Genomic DNA, 24,857 nt, shown 5'->3' on the forward strand with positions numbered 1-24,857 from the left:
GGCGCGCAGACATGGTTAAGCCTCGGTGGATGCTTGCTTATAGTTGTAGCCGATCGGGTGCGGCTGGTTGCGCGCCTTGGCCAGTTCGATCTGCTTTTGCCGATCGATGGCGCTGCGCCGGGTTTTCTCGCTGAGCTTGTCCCAGCAATGCGGGCAACTGATACCCGCGACGTAGTGCTGGGAGGCGCGATCTTCAACACTGACCGGTGTGCGGCAGGCATGACATTGATCGTAGTCGCCTTCCGTCAGGTCGTGGCGCACGGTGACGCGGTTGTCGAAGACGAAGCAGTCGCCGCGCCACTTGGTTTCTTCCTGCGGCACCTCTTCGAGGTACTTCAGGATGCCGCCCTTGAGGTGATAAACCTCTTCGAAACCCTCGCCGAGCATGTAGCTCGAGGCTTTCTCGCAGCGAATGCCGCCGGTGCAGAACATCGCGACCTTCTTGTGCACGGCCGGGTCGAAGTGTTCTTTGATGTAGTCGGGAAACTCGCGAAAACTGGTGGTTTTCGGATCGATGGCGCCTTCGAAGGTGCCGATCGACACTTCGTAATCGTTGCGCGTGTCGATCAGCAGCACCTCCGGGTCGCTGATCAGCGCGTTCCAGTCCTGCGGTTCGACGTAGGTGCCGACCTTCTTGTTCGGGTCAACGCCTTCGACGCCGAGGGTGACGATCTCTTTCTTCAGCTTGACCTTGGTGCGATAAAACGGCTGTTCGTCGCAGTACGATTCCTTGTGGTCGATGTCGACCATGCGTGGATCGTTCTTGAGCCAGGCGAGCAGACCGTCGATGCCTTCGCGGCTGCCGGAAACCGTGCCGTTGATGCCTTCTTCGGCGATCAGCAGGGTGCCTTTGATGCCGTTGTCGACCATCGCTTGCAGCAGTGGCTCGCGCAGGTCAACGTAATCTTCGAGGGTGACGAACTTGTACAGTGCCGCCACGACAATCGGTTGTGTCATGGGTATTTCTCCAGGTGGCTACCCTCGCAAAGGGTGAACCGGATTCAAAAAAAACGCGCCGGCTAAGCGGCGCGTCGGGATTCTAGCAAAAAAGCAGCTGCAAGCTCCAAGCTTCAAGCGGTACGTCGCTGCTTTTGATTCTGCTTGAAGCTTGCAGCTCGAAGCTTACCGCTGATCCCCTCCTGCACAGGTCGGCGACGCCGGGGCGCCATCGATCTCTGCCCATTCCTGCGGGGTATAGGTGTGCAGCGCCAACGCATGGAACTCGCCCATCAGCTCGCCGAGCGTGCCGTAGACTTTCTGGTGGCGCTTGACCCGGTTCAGGCCTTCGAACTGCGCGCTGACCACCACCGCTTTGTAGTGGGTCTGCGACCCGCGACTGTGCATGTGGCTTTCGTCCAGCACTTGCAGGTGCTCAGGCTGTAACAGGGCCAGCGTCGATTCGATGCGTTGTTGCATGGTCATCACGAACTCCGCTTACTTCTTCTTGGCCGGCGCAGCAGCGCCTTTCGGGTCCAGCTCTTTGGTCATGTCGTCGAGCAGCTTGTTGACCACAGGCACCGCGCTTTCCAGTTTGCCCTGGGTCATCTGCGCCGATTGCTGGGTCAGCTGCGGCATTTTTTCCAGGACTTTCTTGCCCAGTGGCGACTGGTAGAAAGCAACCAGGTCCTTGAGCTCGGATTCGCTGAAGTTGCTGGTGTAGAGCTTGACCATGTCCGGCTTGAGCTTGTTCCAGCCGATGGCCTGGTCCAGCGCGGCGTTGGCCTTGGCCTGGTAGGTTTCAAGCACGGCTTTCTTCGATTCAGGGGCTTTGGTCTGTTCAAAGCGCTGGGCGAACATTTGCTGCACTTGCATGTACACCGGGGTGCCCAGCTTGTCAGCGTGAGCCAGCGTCAGGAAAGCTTCGGCACTGGCGTTGTGGCTGGCGGTATCGGCAAGCACCTGGCCGCTGGCGCAAACCAGTGCAACCGCGGTACAGATGGCGCGAAGACGAGTCATCGAGTTTCCTTTAAGCAAAGCGAGGTCGAACCCCAAGGGCGACCATTCTGCGCCTAACAATCGCTGTGGCTCAACCCCCGGCCCTTGCCGCGCTTGATTGGCGGGGTTTTGCGGTCAACAATCGAGTCGATGGAACCACCCGGGCCGACGCCGGCCTAAATTGCGCCAACAGACCAACAGGAGTGTGCACGATGAGCCGTATCGAAACCGACAGCCTGGGCCAGATCGAGGTCCCGGACGACGCTTACTGGGGTGCTCAGACGCAACGCTCGCTGATCAACTTCGCCATCGGTCAGGAACGCATGCCGCTACCGGTGCTGCACGCCCTCGCCCTGATCAAGAAAGCCGCCGCGCGGGTCAACGACCGCAACGGCGACTTGCCCGCCGACATCGCCCGCCTGATCGAACAGGCCGCCGATGAAGTCCTCGCCGGCGAGCATGACGAGCAGTTTCCGCTGGTGGTCTGGCAGACCGGCAGCGGCACCCAGAGCAACATGAACGTCAACGAGGTGATCGCCGGTCGCGCCAACGAACTGGCCGGCAACCCGCGCGGCGGCAAGTCGCCGGTGCACCCCAACGATCACGTCAACCGCTCGCAAAGTTCCAACGACTGCTTCCCTACCGCCATGAGCATCGCCACCGCCAAAGCGGTGCAGGAACAACTGCTGCCGGCGATTGCCGAGCTGTCCGGCGGCCTTGCCGAACTGGCGGCGCGGCACATGAAACTGGTGAAGACCGGGCGCACGCACATGATGGACGCGACGCCGATCACCTTCGGTCAGGAACTGTCCGGCTTCATCGCGCAACTGGATTACGCCGAGCGCGCGATTCGTGCCGCGTTGCCGGCAGTCTGCGAACTGGCTCAGGGCGGCACTGCGGTCGGCACCGGGCTGAATTCACCGCACGGCTTTGGTGAGGCGATTGCCGCCGAACTCGCAGCACTGTCCGGTCTGCCGTTCGTCACCGCGCCGAACAAGTTCGCTGCACTGGCCGGCCATGAACCGCTGGTGACCCTGTCCGGCGCGCTGAAAACCCTCGCCGTGGCCTTGATGAAGATCGCCAACGACCTGCGTCTGCTGGGCTCAGGTCCTCGCGCAGGTTTCGCTGAAGTGAAGCTGCCGGCCAACGAACCGGGCAGTTCGATCATGCCCGGCAAGGTCAACCCGACCCAGTGCGAAGCGCTGTCGATGCTCGCCTGCCAGGTGCTCGGCAACGACGTGGCGATCGGTTTCGCTGCCAGTCAGGGGCACTTGCAGTTGAACGTGTTCAAACCGGTGATCATCCACAACCTGCTGCAGTCGATCCGTCTGCTTGGTGATGGCTGCAGCAACTTCCAGCAGCACTGCATCGCCGGGCTCGAACCGGATGCGGAGGTCATGGCCAAGCATCTGGAACGTGGGCTGATGCTGGTGACCGCGCTGAACCCGCACATCGGTTATGACAAGTCGGCGGAGATCGCCAAGAAGGCTTACAGCGAAGGGCTGACTTTGCGTGAGGCGGCGTTGCAGCTGGGTTATCTGACTGATGAAGAGTTCGATGCCTGGGTGCGCCCGGAGAACATGATCGAGGCTGGCGCCAAGGGCTAAAGCAAAAGATCGCAGCCTTCGGCAGCTCCTACAGGGAAACGCATTCCAATTGTAGGAACTGCCGCAGGCTGCGATCTTTTGAACTTCAGGCCATACGCATCCGCCGCGCCCTGAGCCCGGCAATCAACGATGGCCCCAACGCGACCAGCGCCGAACCCAGCACCACCAGCACTGCCCCGCCATAGCCCAGCGCATTGATCTGCTCGGCATGCACATAGTCCGGCCAGATCCGCGCCGCAATCGCCACTGCCGCAAACGTCACCAACGGCGTGATCGCCAGTGTCGCGCTGACCCGCGACGCTTCCCAATGCGCCAGTGCTTCGGCGAATGCGCCGTAGGCAATCAACGTGTTCATGCAGCACGCCAACAGCAGCCAGCCCTGCAACGGGCTCAGATTCAGCGCTTCCAGCGGATGCACCCACGGTGTCAGCAACAGCGCGCAGAACAGGTAGATCACCATCATCACTTGCAGCGAATTCCACACCGTCAGCAATTGCTTCTGGCCCAGCGCATAGAAGGTCCAGACCGTCGACGCCAGCAGCACCAACAACACACCGGCGGTGTAATCGGACAGCGAAGTCAGCAGCTCGGCCAGGCGCTGATTGAAGAACAGGCCGAAGCCGATCAGCAGTACCAGCAAGCCGAGGCCCTGGCCGATGCTGAAGCGCTCCTTGAACACGAACAGACTGGCGATCAGCAGCATGATCGGGCCCATTTGCACCACCAGTTGCGCGGTGCCAGGGCTGAGCAGGTTGAGGCCCATCAGGTACAACACGTAATTGCCGACCAGCCCCAACACCGCCATCAGCACCAGCCAGCCGCCCTTGGGCCCGAGCACCTTGCGACTCGGCAGGCGTTTGACCGAGGCCAGATAAATGAACAGGCAGCCGCCGGACACCAATAGGCGAAACCAGGTCACCGTGACCGGGTCCATTACCTGCAACACCTGTTTGAGCTTGATCGGCAGGATGCCCCACAGAAACGCAGTCAGCAGCGCCAGGAACAGTCCGTACACCCAGCGCCCCGATGAAATGTGCATACGAACCCCGAAAGCCTGCTGACAAGAGCCTGCATTCTAGGCGCCCTGTCCCGTGCAACACAGGGACAGTTGCCGGCAGGCCGCGAATGAAACTGTGCAGGTCGCAGCAGTAAACCGGCGCGCCGCCGTTGATCGGCCGGGCAGGCGCGCCAAGTGCTTCAGGCATAAGCTGAATGCAGACTTTTCAACGCATTGATCAGGGAGACCGACATGTACGCCATGCGCGCCGAGGACAGCGCCCCCGCCACCCGTTTCCGCAGCGACCGCGTGTGTCGGGTCAATGGCGAGCTGTATTTCAGCACCCGGGAAAATACCCTTGAAGGGCCGTATGACAGTCAGGTAATTGAGCGGGAGATTCAGGCTTATATAGCGCGGATGCAGCGGCGGGATTCCAGCCGCTGAACGTGGCGCTGCCTTCGCGAGCAGGCTCGCTCCCACAGGGGAATGCGATCACCTGTGGGAGCGAGCCTGCTCGCGAAGGGGCCTGAACAGGCAACCAATTTTTTAGCGCACCACCTCAAACAACCCGCTCGCCCCCATCCCGCCACCCACGCACATGGTGACGATGCCGTAACGCAAATTACGCCGCTGCAATTCCCGGATCAGATGCCCGACCTGACGCGAGCCGGTCATGCCGAACGGGTGGCCGATGGAAATCGAGCCGCCGTTGACGTTGTACTTGTCGTTGTCGATCTCCAGCCGATCTCGGCTGTACAGGCACTGCGAAGCGAATGCCTCGTTCAATTCCCACAGATCGATATCCGCCACTTGCAGGCCCTTGGCCTTGAGCAGTTTCGGCACCGAGAACACCGGGCCGATGCCCATTTCGTCCGGCTCGCAACCGGCGACGGTGAAGCCACGGAAAAACGCTTTCGGTTTGAGCCCCAGCTCCAGCGCTTTGTCCAGGCTCATCACCAGTGTCATCGAGGCACCATCGGACAGCTGCGAGGAATTGCCCGCCGTCACCGAACCGTCGTCGGCGAACACCGGTTTCAGTCCGGCAAGGCTTTCGTAGGTGGTGTCCGGGCGGTTGCAGTCGTCGCGCTCGACGACGCCGTCGACAATCTGCACTTCCCCGCTGTTCTTGTCCTCGACGCGGTATTTCACCGCCATCGGCACGATTTCATCATCGAACAAACCCGCAGCCTGGGCCTGGGCCGTACGCAGCTGGCTTTGCAGCGCGTAGCGATCCTGGGCCTCGCGGCTGACGCCGTAACGGCGTGCCACCACTTCGGCGGTCTGGCCCATGGTGTAGTAGATGCCGGGAGTCTGTTGCTTGAGCAGCGGATTGATCAGGTGATCAGTGTTGACGCTTTTCAGGGTCAGGCTGATCGACTCGACGCCGCCGGCAACGATGATGTCGCTGCAACCGGAGGCGATCTGGTTGGCGGCAATTGCAATGGCCTGCAAACCCGACGAGCAGAAACGGTTGAGGGTCATGCCGGCAGTGCCGGTGCCCAGGCGCGAGAGCACCGCGACGTTGCGGCCGATGTTGTAGCCCTGCGCGCCCTCGTTGGAGCCGGCGCCGACGATGCAGTCCTCGACGCTGGCCGGGTCGATATCGTTGCGGGTCAGCAGCGCATTGACGCAGTGGGCCGCCATGTCATCGGGGCGGGTCTGGTTGAACTTGCCGCGAAAGGATTTGGCCAGGCCGGTCCGCACGCTGTCGACGATCACCACTTCACGCATGGCATACCTCATTGTTGTTGTCGGTTGAAAGTGGACCTGAGCATAAGTCCACCTTCTTGCCGACCGCGAGGATCATTCATCCGGCGTATGCGCGGCCATCGCTTCAATCCTTGTGCTTCCTGGCCTTCTTGTCGGATTTCTCGAACGCTTCTTCCAGCGCGCGGTTGATGGTGCGCAACACTTTCACCCGTGCCCAGCGTTTGTCGTTGGCCTCGACCAGCGTCCACGGCGCGATCTCGGTGCTGGTGCGATCAACCATGTCGCCGACCGCCATACGATAGTCGTCCCACTTTTCCCGGTTGCGCCAGTCGTCCTCGGTGATCTTGAAACGCTTGAAGGAAATCTCTTCGCGCTCCTGAAAGCGCTCCATCTGCGTGTCCTTGTCGATGGCCAGCCAGAACTTGACGACGATGACCCCGGCGTCGGCCAGTTGCTCTTCGAAGTCATTGATCTCGCCGTAGGCGCGCAGCCAGTCGGCCGGGGGGCAAAAGCCCTCGATCCGCTCGACCAGCACCCGCCCATACCACGAGCGGTCGAACACGGTGAATTTGCCTCGCGCCGGAATGTGCCGCCAGAACCGCCACAGGTACGGTTGCGCGCGTTCCTCTTCGGTCGGCGCGGCGATCGGCACGATGCTGTACTGACGCGGGTCGAGCGCCGCTGCCACGCGGCGAATCGCCCCGCCCTTGCCCGCCGCGTCGTTACCTTCGAATACCGCCACCAGCGCATGGCGGCGCATGCGTTTGTCGCGCATCAGCCCGGACAGCCGCGCCTGCTCGGTGATCAATTGCTCTTCGTAATCTTTCTTGTCCAGACGCTGTGTCAGGTCGAGGCTGTCGAGCAGGTTCAACTGATCGACCGGCGTACCCAGCGGCGCGGCACTGACTTCGTGGGGATTGACGTCGGCCCGCTTGAGCGCACTTTGCAGGCCTTCGAGGAGAATCTTGCCCACCGCCAGGCTGCGGTAATTGGCATCGGCACCTTCGATGACATGCCACGGCGCGTAATCGCGGCTGGTGCGGCGCAACACCCGCTCGCCGTATTTGACGAACTTGTCGTAGGTCTGCGACTGCTGCCAGTCCAGCGGGCTGATGCGCCAGCTGTGCAGCGGGTCGTCGGCCAGCGATTTGAGCCGTGCTTTCATCTGCTTCTTGGACAGGTGAAACCAGAATTTGAAAATCAACGCGCCTTCATCGCAGAGCATTTTTTCCAGACGCTCGGCGCCGGCGATGGCCTGGTCCAGGCGCGGATCCTTGAACAAACCATGGACCCGGCCCTGGAGCATCTGGCTGTACCAGTTGCCGAAGAAAACCCCCATTCGTCCTTTGGCCGGCAGCATGCGCCAGTAGCGCCACGCCGGTGGCCGCGCCAGTTCTTCATCGGTTTGCTGGTCGAAGGTGCGCACTTCGATCAGGCGCGGGTCCATCCACTCGTTGAGCAGCTTGACCGTCTCGCCCTTGCCCGCCCCTTCGATGCCGTTGATCAGGATGATCACCGGAAAGCGCTTCTGCTGCTGCAGCTCGAACTGGGCTTCAAGCAAGGCTTCACGCAGCGCAGGGACCGCCGCCTCATAAGTGTCTTTGTCGATGGCGTGACCGATTTCAGCGGATTCGAACATGGGACGGCTCCTTCCAGGGTTCAGCAAGACTAGCGGATGATTGCAGCACCTGAACAGATCGCAGCCTTCGCCAGCGCCTGCATTTGCAAATGCGTTTGACTGTAGGAGCCGCCGAAGGCTGCGATCTTTTGAGATTTTTCCTGACATGCCCAAATCCTGTCTTGCGCTGGATCAGGCAACCCTCGCCCGATCGGCTAGAATGGCCGCCTTGTGTTTGCCGAGCCTGCCATGAAAGCCGAAATGCCCCACGCCCAACTCGACTGGGACGACCAGGGACGCCCACGTTCGCGAGTGTTCGATGACGTGTATTTTTCCGACCAGTCGGGGCTGGAGGAGACCCGTTACGTGTTCCTCGAACAGAACCGTCTGGCCGAACGCTTCACCGCGCTGCCGGCGGATGGTCGACTGGTGATTGGCGAAACCGGCTTCGGCACCGGACTGAATTTTCTCTGCGCCTGGCAGTTGTTCGAACGACACGCAGTGGCCGGTGCGCGCCTGCATTTCGTCAGCGTGGAAAAGTACCCGCTGGCGCCAGCGGATCTGCACCGGGCCCTGGCGCTGTGGCCGCAACTCAAGCCATTGGCCGATCAGTTGCTTAAACACTACGTGGCGATTCATCAAGGCTTTCAACGCATCACTCTGGCCAATGGCCGCGTGACGCTGACCTTGCTGATCGGCGATGCGCTGGAGCAACTGCCGCAACTCGATGCACAGGTCGACGCGTGGTTTCTCGACGGTTTCGCCCCGGCAAAAAATCCGGACATGTGGACTGCTGAACTGTTCGTCGAACTGGCGCGTCTGGCCGCGCCGGGCTCGACCATCAGCACCTTCACCAGCACCGGTTGGGTAAGGCGTCTGCTCAACGCCGCCGGGTTCAAGATGAAGCGCACGCCGGGCATCGGCCACAAGTGGGAAATCCTGCGTGGCGAATTTCTTGGCTGGCCCGCCGAGGTGGCGGCGCCGATACCGGCGAAACCCTGGTTCGCCCGCCCTGCTCCGGTTAACGGTGAACGCCGGGCGCTGGTGATCGGTGCCGGTCTGGCCGGCTGCGCGACAGCATCGAGCCTGGCGGCGCGCGGCTGGCAGGTGAGTCTGCTGGAGCGGCATGCGGCGGTGGCGCAAGAAGCTTCGGGCAACCCGCAAGGCGTGCTCTATCTCAAGCTGTCCGCCCATGGCACGGCGTTGTCGCAATTGATCCTCAGCGGCTTCGGTTACACCCGGCGCCTGCTGGAAACGCTACAGCGCGGCAGCGACTGGGATGACTGCGGCGTGCTGCAACTGGCGTTCAATGCCAAGGAAGCCGAGCGCCACGCGCAACTGGCGGCGGCATTTCCGGAAGATCTTTTGCAGTGGCTGGAGCAACCTGAAGCCCAGGCCCGCGCCGGTGTCGGCGTGGCCCATGGCGGTTTGTTCTACCCCGAAGGCGGCTGGGTGCATCCGCCGGCGCTGTGTCAGGCTCAGGCAATGCACGCCAACATTGAATTGCTCAGCCATCACGATGCGCTGGAGCTGCGCAAAGTCGCTGACCATTGGCAAGCCTTCGACGGCGAGCGTTTGCTCGCCAGTGCGGCGGTTGTGGTGCTGGCCGGCGCTGCCGAGATCAAACGCTTTGCCCAGAGTGCCGAATTACCGCTCAAGCGCATTCGCGGACAGATTACCCGGCTGGCTGAAACCGCAGACAGTCATGCCTTGGCCACGGTGGTGTGCGCCGAGGGCTACGTCGCCCCGGCGCGTCTGGGCGAGCACACCCTGGGTGCGAGTTTTGCCTTCAACAGCGACGATTTGACACCCACAATTGCCGAGCACGAAGGCAATCTGGCGATGCTCGAAGAAATTTCCAGCGACCTGCTGACACGCCTCAACATCAACGAGCAGCCACTTGAGAACCTTGAGGGCCGCGCCGCCTTCCGCTGCACCAGCCCCGATTACCTGCCGATCGTTGGCCCGCTCGCTGACCGCGCAGCCTTCGTCCAGACTTACGCGGCATTGAGCAAGGACGCCCGGCAAGTGCCGGACGTCGTCTGCCCGTGGCTCGACGGTCTGTACGTCAACAGCGGCCACGGTTCTCGCGGGCTGATCACCGCGCCATTGTCCGGCGAACTGCTCGCCGCGTGGCTGGACAACGAGCCGCTGCCGTTGCCGCGCAGCGTAGCCGAAGCCTGTCACCCCAACCGGTTTGCCCTGCGCCAGCTGATTCGCGGCAAGTGAGCCTCACTCGTCGGGCATCACACAGAGGCCGAGGTCCATCAGGCGTATCGACTCTTCGGTCAGGCGCTTGATCACGGCTTGTTGTGCCTGATCGCGCTCGAGCCTGATGGCATCCATCTGGCTCAGGTAATCGGCGGAGGGCAGCGTTTCGGCCTGTTCGAATACAGCATCGATACGCGGTGCGTAGAGCGCATCGATTGGCGAGAACTTTCGCACGAACGTGCGCTGCAGATAGTCTGTCCAGAACCCTTGCCGCTGCATGAATTTCAGCCATTCGGACGACAGCTCCGCCGTGGTGATCCGGTTCTTGGCGACTTCCAGATCGGCGGCAGTCACTCCACCCTGTTCGGCGAATTGCATCCGTCGCGGCTGTCCGGGTAAATCGAGCGCCTCGGCAAGGCCGGTGCGATAGGCCAGATTGACTTCCAGCGCGTCGGCTTTCGGATGTTTGCGCGCATGTTCAAGCGCAATGTCGCCGAGCTTTTCCAGACGAAACAGACGTTTTCCCAATTCGAGAAGCGGTTTGGCCGTGACTGGCCGCCCGCCGGCGGCGTTGCTGACCCGATCAACTTCGACCGCCACTTCCAGATGACTGAAATTCATCGCCGCGCTGTCCGTACAGTTGATCGGATTGGCAGCCAGGTTGAGCAATTGATCGCAAAGCGCCGGATCACGCTGCGCCGCCTCCAATACAGCCCAGACCCGCTCACGCATGTCGGCGCTGCCTTGCGTCGCATCAGCGGTATCGCCCAGTTCCGACAACAAGTGAAACAAGGCTTCGCCGCGCTCGTCGTCCTTGAATGCGGCCCAGATTCGTTCACGCTCGACAGTCTGCGCGGGCGGGCTGTCAGTCAACCACAGCGAGCGCGCCTTCTGCTCGTCCAGGCGCGCAATGTCATCCTCCAGATAGCCCATGCCGATGCCGGTGTTGGTGCGGTAGTCTTCGAGGTGAGTCGCGCTGCTGGCAGACAACGGATTGAAGCGCAGATTGAGCGCCTGACTGAACGCCCGCCTGGTCTGGAACAGCCAGTCCGGCAAGTCTTTGATCTGATTGCTGCGCAGATCCATCCACTCGGCGCAGGGCAGTTTTTCAAGGCCGACGGGAATCTCCGTAAGCCCTGTTTCACGCAGCAGCAATCGGCGCAAACCGCGCATGGCACTGACGTCCGGCGTCGCGCCCAACGGATTGCCATTGAGATTGAGGTAATGCAGCGTGGTCATGCGCTTGAGCTTGGCCAGCGTCGGCTCCGTCAGCCGCAGCTGATTGTGTGCCAGACTCAGCCGCTGCAGTTTGGGCATGTACGAGAGCATTTCCGGCAGGCGGGTTACGCTGTTGTTGTCGAGCTCCAGCGACTCGAGCTGTTTGAAGGACTTGAGAAAGTGCGCGACATCGTCGCCCTGGGCCATGTTTTTCATCGACAGCTGCTGGATGTGGTCAAAGCTCACCCCCGGCGGCAGTGTTGGCAGCTTGCCGACGCGCATGCCATCAAGGTTGAGCGTGCAGAGGGATTTGCCTTGTTCGTCAGGCACCCAGTGAAACCGGCGAAAACCCTCCTCGATCAGTTCTGCGGTCATTTTTCGGCCGTGGCGCGCTTCTGCCAGGTCACCCCCCAAGGCCTTCAGGCCAAGTGCGTCCTCGCTCCACACGAACAAGGCGTCACGCAGGACTTTCAGTTCCTGCTGCAGCGCTTTGACCCGCGTTGCCCGGCTCAGCGGATCCGCGCCGAGGCCATCGATCAGTTGGCTGGCCTGGGTTTCGCTCAGGCGCGGGTAAAGCCTGCGCACTTTGCGCAGTAACCCGCGCGGATGTCGGGTTGCGGGCGCCTGATCGCCTTGCACACACGCAGGCTCTGCAATCTTTACGGCACCTGGATTACGCAATGTGTCGGCCGAGGCCTGGCGCTCTTCCAGTGCTGCATCGAGCAATTTGCTGCGCAATTGCCGGGCGTTCTTGGCAAACCCCGGTACCGTTCGTTGCCCCTGCGGCAATGCCTTGAAAATCGCCGTGAACAACGCTTCAGGCGCCTTGGCCACCTTGCCCAAGGACTTTCCCGCGCCGCTGAACGCTTCATAACCTGAGGCGGACTTCACCAGCGTGCAGGTGTTTTCAGCGCTGGCCGCCGTGTCGCCGACTTCCTCCAGAACCGCTCCCTCCAAGGTGTTTTCGCGCAACTGCAAACGCAATTGCGCGTCCCAACCGCTCAGGCGCGGCAGCAGACGGATCGCCAGCGCATCAGTGTCGGCGTTGGCCAGACGCGGCCAGTGAAACCCCGTCAGCGCGCGATCGAGGCGCACTTCGTCGATGCCGGCCGTAGCGCGCTGCGCAAGCCGCAACGGCACTCGTCCTGTCGAGCGCAGGTGCTGGCGCTCGACGCTCGTGGCGCGGTCGATCAAGCGTTGCCCATGGCGCGCAGGAATGTCAGCAAATACCTGGCGTAATTTCACCAGCTCATCCGCCTCGCTCTGGTCGTAACGCTGGTACATGCGCTCGAAGGCGGCGCGATGATCCGCAGTGAGCGCCGCGGCCAGCTTCTTGGCCAGCGCCGAGGTTTCGGTAGACGTGGCCACTTTGCCGCCAAGCAGCGCATTGACTTCGTGCGCGTGCAGGCCATCGACAACGGCTTGCAGCAATTGCCCCCGGGACAATTGTTCGCGCGTCACCTCCACGCTGAGGGTGTCGTCGAGCAAGCGAGTCGCAGGATAGGTTGCTTCGATGGCTTTTCCGGCGGTGGTTACAGCGATATAACGGTCTGTCGGCCAGCCCGGCAGCGTCGGCAAGGCGTGCAATTGCTCCTCGACAGGCTGACCGGAATGGTACTCGCCGCTGTGCAATTCGATTGTCAGCTCGCGCAATTGCCGGACCAGGCGCACGCGCTCCACGGTGTCGCGCAAGCGCACCGGCAGCTTCAGGTTGTCATTGAAGGTTTGCAATAGCGTCTCGTGCGAGGTGTCGCTGAGCCGGCGCATCATGTCCAGATCATCATCGACGAACTCGCTGAGTTGCGGATCGGTGCGCTTGAGCGTGTAGGGCGAGCTGCTCCATTCTTCCGGCGCCTCGTTGGGAATCCGCCAGCCACCCTCGACATGCCGGACCAATTGAGGGGCATAGGCTTGCGCACGCTCTGCATGTTCGAGGTACCAGATCTGGCTCTGCGCGTCGTACTTGCCGGCAAGCAGTCGATGATCGACACGGCCCAGGGTTTTGACCCCGATCCGGTAGAACTCCTCGGAGCCCGCATCGATGGTGAAACCGGCTGGAAGCGCGTGCTCATAATGGCTGAGCTCAGGCTTCCACAAGCGCGGTTTTGCGGCGTGATCGAGAATCGCAGCGAATTGTCAGAAAAATTCGGGATGGCTGCGCAGCAGCTTGCCGCTCAAGGCACCGAGCGCTTTTTGCCCACCGGCGAAGACGCCCATGAGCGCAATGTTCTCGACCACACTGAGCACATGCGACAGGGCTTGCTGGTGGTCGCCGCGCTGCCAGTCTTCGACGCCCTCGAACACCTCGCCGAGCAACTGGCCCACTGCGACGCCCATCATCAATTGCCCGAGCACCGGCACGAACAGCCCTGCCACAGACGCCAGAGTCACCCCCGACTCGAGCCAGTCCAGCAAGCGTTTCTGACGCGCATCTTCGTCAACATCGGCGGTCGGCACCGCCAGCTTGCGCGCATCGATCTGGCGCTTGCCGATGTGACTCTGCAGCATGAATTCGAACAGCGACACATCGATCGACAACTGCTTGATAACGCCCACCTCTTTCTTGTCGGCGAATGCCTTGAAAAAATCGGCCCGGTCATCTTCATCCAGACTGCGAGCGAAGTATTCGCGGTAGTCCGTCGTCTGCAGTTGTTGCGTAAGGTAGAGCTTGAAGGCCGCCAGATTGGGGTACTCGTACAGCGCTCGTGCGGACTCGCCAGGCATGTACACCAGGCAGCCATCCTCGGGATGATGTTCGAGGGAACGTGCGCTGAAAACCACAACGCCCCAGACGCAGCTGTCGAATATTTCAATGCCCTGCATGACCATCGGGTCCTTGCCGTAGCGCAGGGTTTGCGGCGACGCCACGCCATCGGCCTCGATCAGATCCTTGACCATGCGCAGCCCGGATGAGGTGATGTCGCCTTTGAGCCAGGCCAGCTCGGCGTCCAGTCGTAACAGATGCTTTTTCATCGCGACGATGTCGCGGGTCATGGCACTGCTGGCCAAGACCTCCCCGCCATCGTCTACAAGGCCGAAGGTTTTCTGCAAATGCAGCTGGTATTGCTTGCCCAGATCCAGTTCGCGGCACAACGTGGCGAACGCCGCCGGCGTCAGATCCTTGATCCCACCGGGCGCACTATGGACGCGTACCAGACTGCCGGCGGGGAACGCATCTGCCTGTTCTTCATCCTCGGTGAAATTCTGCATCGCCGCCTGCAGCAGGGTTTGCGTGGCATGTTTGATCACTTCGACGCCGGACTCATCGGCAGTGACCGCCTCACAACCGCAGTCGACACCGGGCAGGCTCAGCAGATCCCGCTCGACGTCATAGACCGCCGGCCATTTGCGGTTCAGCGCAGCGGTCAGCTCGCGGATGCAGAAATGCGGCAATGACTCCAAGCGCCGAAAGTCCTTTTCGACCCGCAGTTGCAGGGTATGCAGATGTCTGACGGTTTCATCGAGCACTGCGAGCGTCGCAGGCGAGGTCGTGAGCAAATGCGGCGGCAGGTTTTTCTGCAGGGCTTCGGCAATATCGAGGTCGCCGGCAGCCTCAAGCAATGTGTCGAGAATCGTGGCTTGAGTGGTTGCGATGTTGTTTTCTTTGGAAGGCATGGCAATAGTCCTTTATTGCGGTAAGCCTGTGACCTTAGCGATGCCGCAGGCGAATTGATAATTCAAAAAGCTTGGAGAAAACCCGGCAACCGAACAGGATTTGCGACCGATAAAACAGCCCGCTACCACCCGGTCGTTCAGAGTCGGTTGTCCACGCTGCTTGCTCCTGGAAAACCGCCGCACCTCGGCGCAAACGGCTCGCTTATAACTTATCGATCTAAAACTCCGCCTACCGAGACAGGTCAGTTTCTGAGTACCCGCACTTTTCGCGCGGTACGGCTTGACCTTCCCCAACGGAAAAACCGGTAAGGACTTTATGTGCGGATTAGCTGGCGAGTTACGTTTTGATCAACAACCTGCAGACCTTGCAGCGATCGAGAGAATCACCCATCACCTGGCCCCTCGCGGCCCCGACGCGTGGGGCTTCCATGCCCAAGGGCCGATTGCCCTGGGCCATCGACGCCTGAAAATCATGGACCTGTCGGACGGCTCGGCGCAGCCGATGATCGACAGCCAACTAGGCCTGTCCCTGGCGTTCAACGGCGCGATCTACAACTTCCCGGAATTGCGCGCAGAGCTCGAGGCACTGGGTTATGCCTTTTATTCCGGTGGCGACACCGAAGTGCTGCTCAAGGGTTATCACGCCTGGGGCGAGGCGCTGCTGCCGAAGCTCAATGGCATGTTTGCTTTCGCCATCTGGGAGCGCGACGCCAAGCGCCTGTTCATCGCCCGCGACCGTCTCGGCGTGAAGCCGCTGTATCTGTCGCGCACTGGCCAACGCCTGCGCTTTGCCTCGGCACTGCCGGCCTTGCTCAAGGGTGGCGACATCAACCCGATTCTTGATCCGGTGGCGCTCAACCATTACCTGAATTTCCATGCCGTGGTGCCTGCGCCGCGCACCTTGCTGGCCGGTATCGAAAAACTGCCGCCCGCCACCTGGATGCGCGTTGAAGCCGATGGCCGCACCGAGCAGAAAACCTGGTGGACCCTGCCGTACGGCCCGCATGAGGACGAGAAAAACCTCAACCTTGAAGACTGGGTTGATCGCGTCCTCGACAGCACCCGCGAAGCGGTGGCGATTCGTCAGCGCGCGGCGGTGGATGTCGGTGTGTTGCTCTCAGGCGGTGTCGATTCGAGCATGCTCGTCGGCCTGTTGCGCGAAGTCGGCGTAGAGAATCTGTCGACCTTCTCCATCGGTTTCCAGGACGCCGGCGGCGAGCGCGGCGACGAGTTCCAGTATTCGGACCTGATCGCCAAGCACTACGGTACCCGCCACCATCAACTTCGCATCGACGAGAAAGAAATCATCGAGCAACTGCCCGCCGCGTTCCGTGCGATGAGCGAGCCGATGGTCAGCCATGACTGCATCGCTTTCTATCTGTTGTCCCGTGAAGTAGCCAAGCATTGCAAAGTGGTGCAGAGCGGCCAAGGCGCGGATGAGTTGTTTGCCGGTTATCACTGGTATCCGCAGGTCGACGGCGCAGCAGATCCTTATGCGGCCTATCGCGATGCGTTCTTTGATCGCAGCTATGACGACTACGCGGCGACGGTCCAGCCGAAATGGCTGGTCGACCACGATGCGGCGGGCGACTTCGTCAAACAGCACTTTGCCCAGCCTGGCGCCGATGCCGCGGTGGACAAAGCCCTGCGCCTGGACAGCACGGTGATGCTGGTCGATGACCCGGTCAAACGCGTCGACAACATGACCATGGCCTGGGGTCTGGAAGCGCGTACGCCGTTTCTGGACTATCGACTGGTCGAGCTGTCGGCTCGTGTACCAGGTCAATTCAAGCTGCCCGATGGCGGCAAGCAAGTACTGAAAGAAGCTGCGCGCCGGGTCATTCCAAGCGAAGTGATCGACCGCAAGAAAGGCTATTTCCCGGTGCCGGGCCTCAAGCACTTGCAGGGTGACACCCTCAATTGGGTGCGCGAGCTGCTGCTGGATCCGAGCCAGGATCGCGGCCTGTTCAACCCGACCATGCTCGACAAGCTTTTGACTGACCCGCAAGGCCAACTGACCCCGTTGCGCGGTTCGAAACTGTGGCAACTGGCAGCCCTGAACCTGTGGCTCAGTGAACAAGGAATCTGATTGATGAAACCCCATGCCACGTCCATCAACCAACGCCTGTTGCGTGGTCAGGCTCCCTCGTATGAACGTTTGCAGGCACGCTTGGCCGAAGACGGCAGCGAGCCTGCCAGCGCCCCGATTGCCGTGCATTGCGGCTGGGGCCGACTGCTGATCGGTCACACTTTTCCCGATCCGGCGTCACTGGCGCAGGAGCTGCTCAACGAGCAGCCGGGCGAGCGCGATATCGCCCTGTACGTCGCCGCACCACAGCAGATTCTCGGCCTTGAGCCGACGCAGCTGTTTCTCGATCCGTCCGACACCCTGCGTCTGTGGTTCAGCGATTACCGGCAGGCCACGCGGGTGTTTCGCGGCTTCCGCATTCGTCGCGCGCAGAGCGAAACCGACTGGCAAGGCATCAACCGTTTGTACCAGGCGCGCGGCATGTTGCCGATCGATCCGGAGCTGCTCACCCCACATCATCAGGGCGGCCCGGTGTACTGGCTGGCGGAAGACGAGGACAGCGGCGCGGTGATCGGCAGTGTCATGGGCCTCAATCATCAAAAAGCCTTCAACGATCCGGAACACGGCAGCAGCCTGTGGTGCCTGGCGGTCGACCCGCATTGCTCGCGCCCCGGCGTCGGCGAAGTGCTGGTGCGACATCTGGTCGAGCACTTCATGAGTCGTGGTCTGGCCTATCTGGATTTGTCGGTGCTGCACGACAACCGTCAGGCGAAAAACCTCTACGCCAAACTGGGTTTCCGCAACCTGCCGACCTTCGCCATCAAGCGCAAGAACGGCATCAACCAGCCGCTGTTCCTCGGCCCGGGGCCGGAAGCCAATTTCAACCCTTACGCGCGGATCATCGTCGAAGAAGCGCATCGACGCGGTATCGATGTGCAAGTGGATGACGCCGACGCCGGGCTGTTCACCCTCAGCCATGGCGGCCGCCGCGTGCGCTGCCGCGAGTCGCTGAGCGACCTGACCAGCGCCATCAGCATGACCTTGTGCCAGGACAAAAGCCTGACCCACAAAGTGCTCAAGGCCGCCGGCCTGAAACTGCCGGCACAGCAACTCGCGGGTAATGCCGACGACAATCTGGCCTTCCTCGATGAACATCAGCGCGTGGTGGTCAAACCGCTCGATGGTGAACAAGGCCAAGGCGTCGCTGTGGACTTGCGCACCATCGAAGAGGTGCAGCAGGCCATCGAAACCGCCAAGCAGTTCGACAGTCGCGTGTTGCTGGAGAGCTTCCACGAAGGTCTCGATCTACGCATTGTGGTGATCGGTTTTGAAGTGGTGGCAGCCGCTATTCGCAAGCCCGCCGAAGTGGTCGGTGATGGTCAGCATTCGATCGGTGCGCTGATTGAGGCGCAGAGCCGTCGTCGGCAAGCGGCCACCAGCGGCGAGAGCAAGATCCCGCTGGACCACGAAACCCAACGCACGCTGCACGCGGCCGGGTACGACTACAGCAGCATCCTGCCGGCCGGCGAGCATCTGTTCGTGCGGCGCACGGCCAATCTGCACACCGGCGGGACGCTGGAAGACGTGACCGACATTCTTCATCCGACTCTGGTCGACGCGGCAGTGCGCGCGGCGCGGGCGCTGGATATTCCAATGGTCGGGCTCGATCTGATGGTGCCGGCGGCGGATCAGCCCGAGTACGTGTTCATCGAAGCCAACGAACGCGCCGGCCTCGCCAACCATGAACCGCAGCCGACGGCAGAGCGCTTTGTCGATCTGTTGTTTCCGCATAGTCAGCCGGCTGTTTCGTGATTATGCAGCGCCTCTACTGACGCCTTCGCGAGCAGGCTCGCTCCCACAGGGTGAATGCATTCCAAATGTGGGAGCGAGCCTGCTCGCGAAGAGGCCCTGAACCGCCCCGCAAACCTTCCTCATCGAAACCATCGATGTGCTCAACCCATCAGGAGTTTCCATGACCATGACCACACAAATCCCTGAACCGGATCTGGCTTACCTGCAAAAAGTCCTGCTGGAAATGCTCGCCATTCCCAGCCCTACCGGGTTCACCGACACCATCGTGCGCTATGTCGCCGAGCGTCTCGAAGAGCTGGGTATTCCGTTCGAAATGACCCGGCGCGGCACCATTCGCGCGACGTTGAAGGGCAAAAAGAGCAGTCCTGACCGCGCCGTGTCGGCGCACCTGGACACCATCGGCGCCGCTGTGCGTGCGGTGAAAGACAACGGTCGCCTGACCCTCGCCCCGGTCGGTTGCTGGTCGAGCCGCTTTGCCGAGGGCAGCCGGGTCAGCCTGTTTACCGACACCGGGGTGATTCGCGGCAGCGTGTTGCCGCTGATGGCGTCCGGGCATGCGTTCAATACCCAGGTCGATGAAATGCCGATCAGTTGGGACCATGTCGAACTGCGTCTGGACGCCTACTGCACGACCAAAGCCGATTGCGAGTCGCTGGGCATTCATGTCGGCGACGTGGTGGCGTTCGACCCGCTGCCGGAGTTCACCGAAAGCGGCCATATCAGCGCCCGCCACCTCGACGACAAGGCCGGTGTTGCCGCATTGCTCGCTGCTCTGAAGGCGATTGTCGACAGTGGCCAGGAACTGAACATCGATTGCCATCCGCTGTTCACCATCACCGAGGAAACCGGCAGCGGTGCGGCGGCGGCATTGCCGTGGGATGTCAGCGAGTTTGTCGGCATCGACATCGCACCGGTCGCCCCCGGCCAGCACTCCAGCGAACACGCGGTGAGCGTGGCGATGCAGGATTCCGGCGGGCCGTATGACTATCATCTGTCGCGGCATTTGTTGCGTCTGGCCGATGAACACGAATTGCCGGTGCGTCGCGACATGTTCCGCTATTACTTCAGCGATGCGCACTCGGCCGTCACCGCCGGTCACGACATTCGCACCGCCCTGCTCGCCTTCGGCTGCGATGCCACCCACGGCTACGAACGCACGCACATCGACAGCCTGGCGGCGCTCAGTCGCTTACTCGGCGCGTACATTCTTAGCCCGCCGGTGTTTGCCAGCGATGCGGCGCCGGCCAATGCTTCACTGGATCGCTTCAGCCATCAGATTGAGCATGACACCCAGATGGAAAGCGAAACCCGCGTGCCCCCGGTGGACAGCCTGGTGGGGCAGCGTTCCGACAGTTGAATCTTCGGTGATCACATAACCGTCTTCGCGAGCAGGCTCGCTCCCACAGGGATCGCATTCAAATGTGGGAGCGAGCCTGCTCGCTAATGGGCCGGCACAACCAATACAGAACTGGCAGGTAAAACCCAATCCCCGTAGCATCCCGACATTGATTTGACCGAGGTGCCCATGCTCATTCCCCACGACGCGCTTGAAGTTGACACCCTCACCCGCCTGATCGAGGACTTCGTCACCCGCGACGGTACCGACAACGGCGATGACACTCCGCTGGAAACCCGCGTCCTGCGCGTGCGTCAGGCATTGACCAAAGGCCAGGCATTGATCGTGTTCGACCCGGAAAGCGAGCAGTGCCAGTTAATGCTCAAGCACGACGTACCCAAGCATCTGTTCGACTGAAACCCTCAGCCAGCCTTCGCTGCGGCCTCCTTGCGCTTGATCCGGTCATAGACCTCGGCGCGGTGCACATGGACTTTCTTCGGCGCCTCGACGCCGAAGCGCACGCTGGAGCCATTGACTGACAGAACACGCAGGGTGATGTCGTCGCCGATTGAAATCAACTCACCGACCACACGGCTGAGTACAAGCATGGGATTCATCCTTCAGGACTGGCAAACCCTGAAGATGCGCGGCTTACAGCCGCTCCACAATGCATGACGCGCAATTCAGTCTTGCCCTACAGCCTCCCACGCCCGCAGCCGTCAGACGCTTCGCACAAAACCATCAGGCAGCGGTAAAGCGCGGCCCGAACAGAATAATGCTGGCACCGACCACGCACAGCGCCATGCCGATCCAGTCCGAGCTCAGCGGACGCACCCGCTCGACCACCGCCAGCCAGCCAATCGAAGCAACAATGTAGATCCCGCCGTACGCCGCATAGGCGCGCCCGGCATAGGCTGCTTCAACGCGCGTCAGCAACAGTGCGAACAGGGTCAGGCTGAGCAATGCGGGAATCACCCACAACGCACTCTTGCCCTGGCGCAGCCACATGTAGAAAGCAAAACAGCCGGCGATTTCAAACAGCGCCGCAAGGAAGAACCACAAGTAATTGAGCATGGAGGCGTCTCGACAGGGTGACCATGGCGGCCACCCTAACGACGCGGCGGGCAACGAACAAGATCAAGCGTTGTTTTGTTTGGCCTTGGCGCGCATTTTCTCGGCCATTGAAGTCATTTCGTTGTAGAGCAACTGCGGATTCTTCTGCTTGAGCGCCCAGGCCATGCGCCCTTGTTCGTGGGGCAGAATCATGAACTCGCCGGCAGCGACTTGCTGATAGATGTAGTCAGCGATGTCGGCCGCGCTGATCGGCGAACTTTCCAGCAACTTGCCGACCTGGGCTTTCATTGCCGGGGTCGGGCCACGGAATGAATCGAGCAAGTTGGTCTGGAAGAACGACGGGCAAACCACATGCACCGCCACTTCCTGCTGCGCCAGTTCGATCAGCAGACTTTCCGACAACGCCACCACACCCGCCTTCGCCACGTTGTAGTTGCTCATCGCCGGGCCTTGCATCAGCGCGGCCATGGAGGCGATGTTGATGATCTTGCCCTTGCTCAGTTCCAGCAGCGGCAGGAACGCTTTGCAGCCCTTGACCACGCCCATCAGGTTGATCGCGATCTGCCAGTCCCAGTCTTCCAGCGACAACTCGCTGAAGAATCCGCCCGAGGCGACGCCGGCATTGTTGACGATGATGTCGATGCCGCCGAGCTTCTCTTCACAGGCCTGAGCGAACGCGGTGAGCTGGCTGTAATCGCGCACGTCGCAGCGCTGGATGAAACCGTCACCGCCCGCCTCGCGCACCAGCTTCAGGGTTTCCTGCAGACCGGGTTCACTGACATCGGACAAGGCCAGCCGCCAACCTTCACGGGCCCAGCGCAGCGCGATTTCGCGACCCAGGCCTGAGCCTGCACCAGTGATCATCATGCGATTTTGCATAGCGGACAGCCTTGTTGTTCCGGGAGAGATGCGCCGAGTGTAGCGAAGGATCCAGCGCCGCCCACGCTCCATCCAGTTGCTGAATGGAGGATCAAAAGATTGCTGCCGTCATAGTTCCCCGGTTGGTCTCATGTAGGAGCTGACGAGTGCAACGAGGCTGCGATCTTTTTGCTGGAAAGGAAATAACAGAGCAATCCAAATACATTAAAAAAACATTGAATTATTTTTCACCGGCGCAAGTCGGAACATGTAAGCCGGCTGGAATTTAGTTGCTCTCCAGCTGCCCACTGAGCATCAAGACTCTTCCAGAATCTGAACAAGGAAATCACCCATGGGCACAATTCTAATCATCATCCTGATCCTGTTGCTGATCGGTGGTCTGCCGGTCTTCCCGCACTCCAGAAGTTGGGGTTACGGCCCGTCGGGCATTATCGGCGTGGTGTTGGTCGTGCTGCTGGTGCTGTTGTTACTCGGCAAGATATGACGACTTGAAGCTGTAAAAAAAGAGGCCCTTGTTCAAGGGCCTCTTTTTTATTGCGTGGACTTTTTGTTAACCCGGCATCAGTCCGGCGTGCCGTGAATCACACCGGCGGTATTGTCGAGCAGGCTCTTGGTCGCAGTTTGCAGGAACGCTTCAAGTTTGAGTTTGAGTTCGGCAGTGCGCGGCGCGTCCGGCACTACTTCGGCGTGCGGATTGGCACCGAGCTGGTATTGCCAGATTTTCGGGCCCATATCCTTGTCACGCGGCAGCACCAGAATCTGGTCGGCGGTGACAATGGCGGTGGTCTGCTCGCTGCCCGAAGGCTTGATCACACCGAAACCGGTATCGCCCTGCGGCAGGTTGAGCAGGTCACGACCCCAGCACTGGTGACGCACTTCACCACCGAGACGGCCCATGATGGTCGGCACGATGTCGATCTGCGTGCCCACGGTGTGGTCACGGGCACCGAACTTCTGCTGAATGCCCGGGGCGATCATCAGCATTGGCACGTTGAAGCGCCCCAGGTCCATTTCAGTGATCTGGCGCTCGTTGCCGAAGCCGTGGTCGCCGACGATGACGAACAGGGTTTCGTTGAAGTACTTCTCTTTGCGCGCCTTCTCGAAGAACTGGCCGAGCGCCCAGTCGGAGTAGCGCATGGCGGTCAAGTGTTCGTTGAGGCTGCCACGGTCAGTAACGCGCTCGACCGGCAATGGCGTCGGCAAGGCGTACGGCGTGTGGTTGGACAGGGTTTGCAGCAGCGCGTAGAACGGCTTGCCGTTTTCCCGCGCCTTCAGTTCTTGCAGGCCACGATCAAACATGTCCTGGTCGGACACGCCCCAGGTCGGATCGGAGAACACCGGATTGACGAAGTCGTTGCGGCCAACGAAGTTGGTCATGCCTTGGTTGCTGAAGAAGCCCGACTGGTTGTCCCAGGCGAAATCGCCGTTGTAGACGTACACGTCGTCATAGTCGCGGGCACTGAGCACCTGCGGCAGGCCGGACAGCTTGTGGCTGCCTTCGGGGGTCTGCATCAGGTATTCGAAGCCAGGCAGGTTGGGGAAGCAGGCCATGGTCGCAAACATGCCCTGGTGAGTGTGGGTGCCGTTGGAGAAGAAACGGTCGAACAGCAGGCCTTCCTTGGACAGTTTGTCCAGGTACGGGGTGATATTGCCCGGAGCACCCAAGGCGCCTACCGAGTGACCGGCCATGCTTTCCATGAGGATCACGACGACGTTCTTGACCGGCAGGGTCTTGTCGGCTGGCGGCGTGTAATCACGGCGCACGGCGGCAATATCGGCGTCGACCAGTTTGTCGTCCGGCATCAGCAGCATGTCACGTACGATTTTCTGCGCCTGGTCCTGCGGCAGCGTGGCTTTCCAGATATTGTCGCGATCTTCGCCCATGCGCGACTTGGCGGCCTCGATCAACGACAGCGTGGCATTGAGACCGAGCTGGTTGGCGAAGTTGGAATCAGTGGTGTACACGTCGCCCCAGCGCATTGGCGGGCCTTGACGCAGGGTGCCACGCGCGGCAACCACGCAGATCAGCAGGCAGACCACAAACACCGCCAGACGGGTGTACCACGGTGCAACCTGACGGGAGCTGACGCTGCCGCCGCTGAACGGCCCGCGCGGGCGGGTGGCACGGTCGGCGCCCTTGAATGCGAGGGTCAGAATGACCGTGCCGATGACCCACGCCAGCAGGTAGCGAACCACCGGGAAACCGTACCAGAGCATGCTCATTACGGTTTTCGGGTCTTCCTTCACGTACTGGAACACCAGACCGTTGAGCCGCTGGTGAAACTCGCGGTAGAAGTCCATTTCCATCAGGCCGAGGAACAGCGCGATGCTCGAGGCGATGGTCAGCCACAGGCGAAAGAAACCGCGCGCGGCCATGGCCCTGGCACTGAACAGCGCCAGCACCAGCGGAATGCACAGGTACACCACCAGGCGCAGGTCGAAACGCAGACCGTTGACGAACGCTTCGAGGAAGGTCGCGGCCGGGGTGTCGAGGATCATCTCGCGGTTGTAGACCAGCAGCGCAAGGCGCAGCGCGGAAAACATGACCATCATGACCAGGGCGCACAGCAGCGTGTAGGCCAGATGCGATTTGACGGTCGGTTGCAGCAGGCGAGCAGAAGATCGCTGCTGATTCAGGGCGTCCGGGTTTGCCATGTCGTTTTAGGACCCATTGAAAGTTGAAGTTGCAAAAATACAGCGGCGCCAGGCCCTCTATTGGTCAGTCCAGACCCCGGGGCGTGCGCGGTGCGCAAATGTTGCACGATCGTTCACACCATTGCCATTGATTACTGCCCTGCTCTTCGAGACTTTCACTC

The 24,857-nt window shown here is 61.1% G+C and carries 20 protein-coding genes; 8 read left to right on the top strand and 12 right to left on the bottom strand.

The genetic code is table 11. The features are described from left to right. Positions 1-15: 15 nt before the first annotated feature. From trhO to AC4IHP_RS13810, 3 genes are all read right to left on the bottom strand, one after another. Complete coding sequence (gene trhO, locus AC4IHP_RS13800) at positions 16-957, bottom strand: oxygen-dependent tRNA uridine(34) hydroxylase TrhO (protein ID WP_490831928.1); 942 nt, start codon at positions 955-957, stop codon at positions 16-18. A gap of 165 nt (positions 958-1,122) precedes the next feature. Continuing rightward, entirely contained in the window at positions 1,123-1,422 is a 300-nt protein-coding gene (locus AC4IHP_RS13805; protein ID WP_041478259.1) for a BolA family protein, read from the bottom strand. A 12-nt stretch (positions 1,423-1,434) separates the two neighbouring features. Next, positions 1,435-1,956: a DUF2059 domain-containing protein gene (locus AC4IHP_RS13810; protein WP_039760068.1), complete on the bottom strand. Its 522-nt coding sequence runs from the start codon at positions 1,954-1,956 to the stop codon at positions 1,435-1,437. A gap of 191 nt (positions 1,957-2,147) precedes the next feature. On the opposite strand from AC4IHP_RS13810, the gene AC4IHP_RS13815 reads away from it, so the two are divergent. Further along, complete coding sequence (locus tag AC4IHP_RS13815; protein WP_016770937.1) at positions 2,148-3,542, top strand: class II fumarate hydratase; 1,395 nt, start codon at positions 2,148-2,150, stop codon at positions 3,540-3,542. Between the two features lie 85 nt (positions 3,543-3,627). On the opposite strand, the gene AC4IHP_RS13820 is transcribed toward AC4IHP_RS13815, so the two are convergent. Beyond that, positions 3,628-4,581, bottom strand: a complete 954-nt coding sequence (locus AC4IHP_RS13820) for a DMT family transporter (RefSeq protein WP_490831929.1) — start codon at positions 4,579-4,581, stop codon at positions 3,628-3,630. Between the two features lie 210 nt (positions 4,582-4,791). On the opposite strand from AC4IHP_RS13820, the gene AC4IHP_RS13825 reads away from it, so the two are divergent. Continuing rightward, complete coding sequence (locus AC4IHP_RS13825; RefSeq protein ID WP_056788322.1) at positions 4,792-4,983, top strand: DUF6316 family protein; 192 nt, start codon at positions 4,792-4,794, stop codon at positions 4,981-4,983. Positions 4,984-5,085: 102 nt separating this feature from the next. Here AC4IHP_RS13825 and AC4IHP_RS13830 read toward each other — a convergent pair whose 3' ends face one another. Together AC4IHP_RS13830 and pap are read right to left on the bottom strand one after the other, a co-directional pair. Next, complete coding sequence (locus tag AC4IHP_RS13830; protein WP_490831930.1) at positions 5,086-6,270, bottom strand: thiolase family protein; 1,185 nt, start codon at positions 6,268-6,270, stop codon at positions 5,086-5,088. 103 nt (positions 6,271-6,373) lie between these two features. Beyond that, positions 6,374-7,888 (bottom strand): polyphosphate:AMP phosphotransferase, encoded by a 1,515-nt coding sequence (gene pap / locus AC4IHP_RS13835; protein ID WP_490831931.1) that lies wholly within the window; start codon positions 7,886-7,888, stop codon positions 6,374-6,376. Between the two features lie 228 nt (positions 7,889-8,116). Here pap and mnmC point away from each other — a divergent pair, with 228 nt between their 5' ends. Beyond that, entirely contained in the window at positions 8,117-10,096 is a 1,980-nt protein-coding gene (gene mnmC, locus AC4IHP_RS13840; protein WP_490831932.1) for a bifunctional tRNA (5-methylaminomethyl-2-thiouridine)(34)-methyltransferase MnmC2/FAD-dependent 5-carboxymethylaminomethyl-2-thiouridine(34) oxidoreductase MnmC1, read from the top strand. Positions 10,097-10,099: 3 nt separating this feature from the next. On the opposite strand, the gene AC4IHP_RS13845 is transcribed toward mnmC, so the two are convergent. Together AC4IHP_RS13845 and AC4IHP_RS13850 are read right to left on the bottom strand one after the other, a co-directional pair. Continuing rightward, complete coding sequence (locus AC4IHP_RS13845) at positions 10,100-13,393, bottom strand: NEL-type E3 ubiquitin ligase domain-containing protein (protein ID WP_490831933.1); 3,294 nt, start codon at positions 13,391-13,393, stop codon at positions 10,100-10,102. A gap of 39 nt (positions 13,394-13,432) precedes the next feature. After that, a complete protein-coding gene (locus AC4IHP_RS13850; protein WP_490831934.1) occupies positions 13,433-14,911 on the bottom strand; it encodes a dermonecrotic toxin domain-containing protein in 1,479 nt (492 codons plus the stop codon). A gap of 316 nt (positions 14,912-15,227) precedes the next feature. Between AC4IHP_RS13850 and AC4IHP_RS13855 the strand changes: the two genes are divergently transcribed. The 4 genes from AC4IHP_RS13855 to AC4IHP_RS13870 all read left to right on the top strand — a co-directional run bounded on the left by AC4IHP_RS13855 (position 15,228) and on the right by AC4IHP_RS13870 (position 20,505). Continuing rightward, positions 15,228-17,000 (top strand): N-acetylglutaminylglutamine amidotransferase, encoded by a 1,773-nt coding sequence (locus tag AC4IHP_RS13855; protein ID WP_490831935.1) that lies wholly within the window; start codon positions 15,228-15,230, stop codon positions 16,998-17,000. Positions 17,001-17,003: 3 nt separating this feature from the next. After that, positions 17,004-18,752, top strand: coding sequence for an N-acetylglutaminylglutamine synthetase (ngg, locus tag AC4IHP_RS13860; RefSeq protein ID WP_460120665.1), 1,749 nt, complete (start codon positions 17,004-17,006; stop codon positions 18,750-18,752). A 166-nt stretch (positions 18,753-18,918) separates the two neighbouring features. Continuing rightward, positions 18,919-20,109, top strand: coding sequence for an osmoprotectant NAGGN system M42 family peptidase (locus AC4IHP_RS13865; protein ID WP_024013890.1), 1,191 nt, complete (start codon positions 18,919-18,921; stop codon positions 20,107-20,109). Positions 20,110-20,277: 168 nt separating this feature from the next. Beyond that, the gene (locus AC4IHP_RS13870; RefSeq protein WP_003172962.1) at positions 20,278-20,505 is read left to right on the top strand and encodes a YheU family protein; all 228 of its coding nucleotides are present in this window, start codon (positions 20,278-20,280) and stop codon (positions 20,503-20,505) included. 5 nt (positions 20,506-20,510) lie between these two features. Here the strand turns inward: AC4IHP_RS13870 and csrA are convergent, their stop codons facing one another. The 3 genes from csrA to AC4IHP_RS13885 all read right to left on the bottom strand — a co-directional run bounded on the left by csrA (position 20,511) and on the right by AC4IHP_RS13885 (position 22,041). Next, the gene (gene csrA / locus AC4IHP_RS13875; protein WP_024013891.1) at positions 20,511-20,696 is read right to left on the bottom strand and encodes a carbon storage regulator CsrA; all 186 of its coding nucleotides are present in this window, start codon (positions 20,694-20,696) and stop codon (positions 20,511-20,513) included. 133 nt (positions 20,697-20,829) lie between these two features. Next, positions 20,830-21,162, bottom strand: a complete 333-nt coding sequence (locus AC4IHP_RS13880; RefSeq protein ID WP_490831936.1) for a YnfA family protein — start codon at positions 21,160-21,162, stop codon at positions 20,830-20,832. Positions 21,163-21,225: 63 nt separating this feature from the next. Continuing rightward, on the bottom strand, positions 21,226-22,041 hold the full coding sequence (locus tag AC4IHP_RS13885) for an SDR family oxidoreductase (RefSeq protein WP_460120670.1): 816 nt from the start codon (positions 22,039-22,041) through the stop codon (positions 21,226-21,228). Positions 22,042-22,372: 331 nt separating this feature from the next. On the opposite strand from AC4IHP_RS13885, the gene AC4IHP_RS13890 reads away from it, so the two are divergent. After that, positions 22,373-22,525, top strand: coding sequence for a DUF3309 family protein (locus AC4IHP_RS13890; RefSeq protein ID WP_003183939.1), 153 nt, complete (start codon positions 22,373-22,375; stop codon positions 22,523-22,525). A gap of 77 nt (positions 22,526-22,602) precedes the next feature. On the opposite strand, the gene AC4IHP_RS13895 is transcribed toward AC4IHP_RS13890, so the two are convergent. Next, positions 22,603-24,696 carry an LTA synthase family protein gene (locus AC4IHP_RS13895; protein ID WP_460120672.1) on the bottom strand — a complete coding sequence of 698 codons (2,094 nt, stop codon included), beginning with the start codon at positions 24,694-24,696 and terminating at the stop codon, positions 22,603-22,605. Between the last annotated feature and the right edge of the window lie 161 nt (positions 24,697-24,857).

It is taken from the genome of Pseudomonas sp. UF-293 (assembly GCF_058245595.1).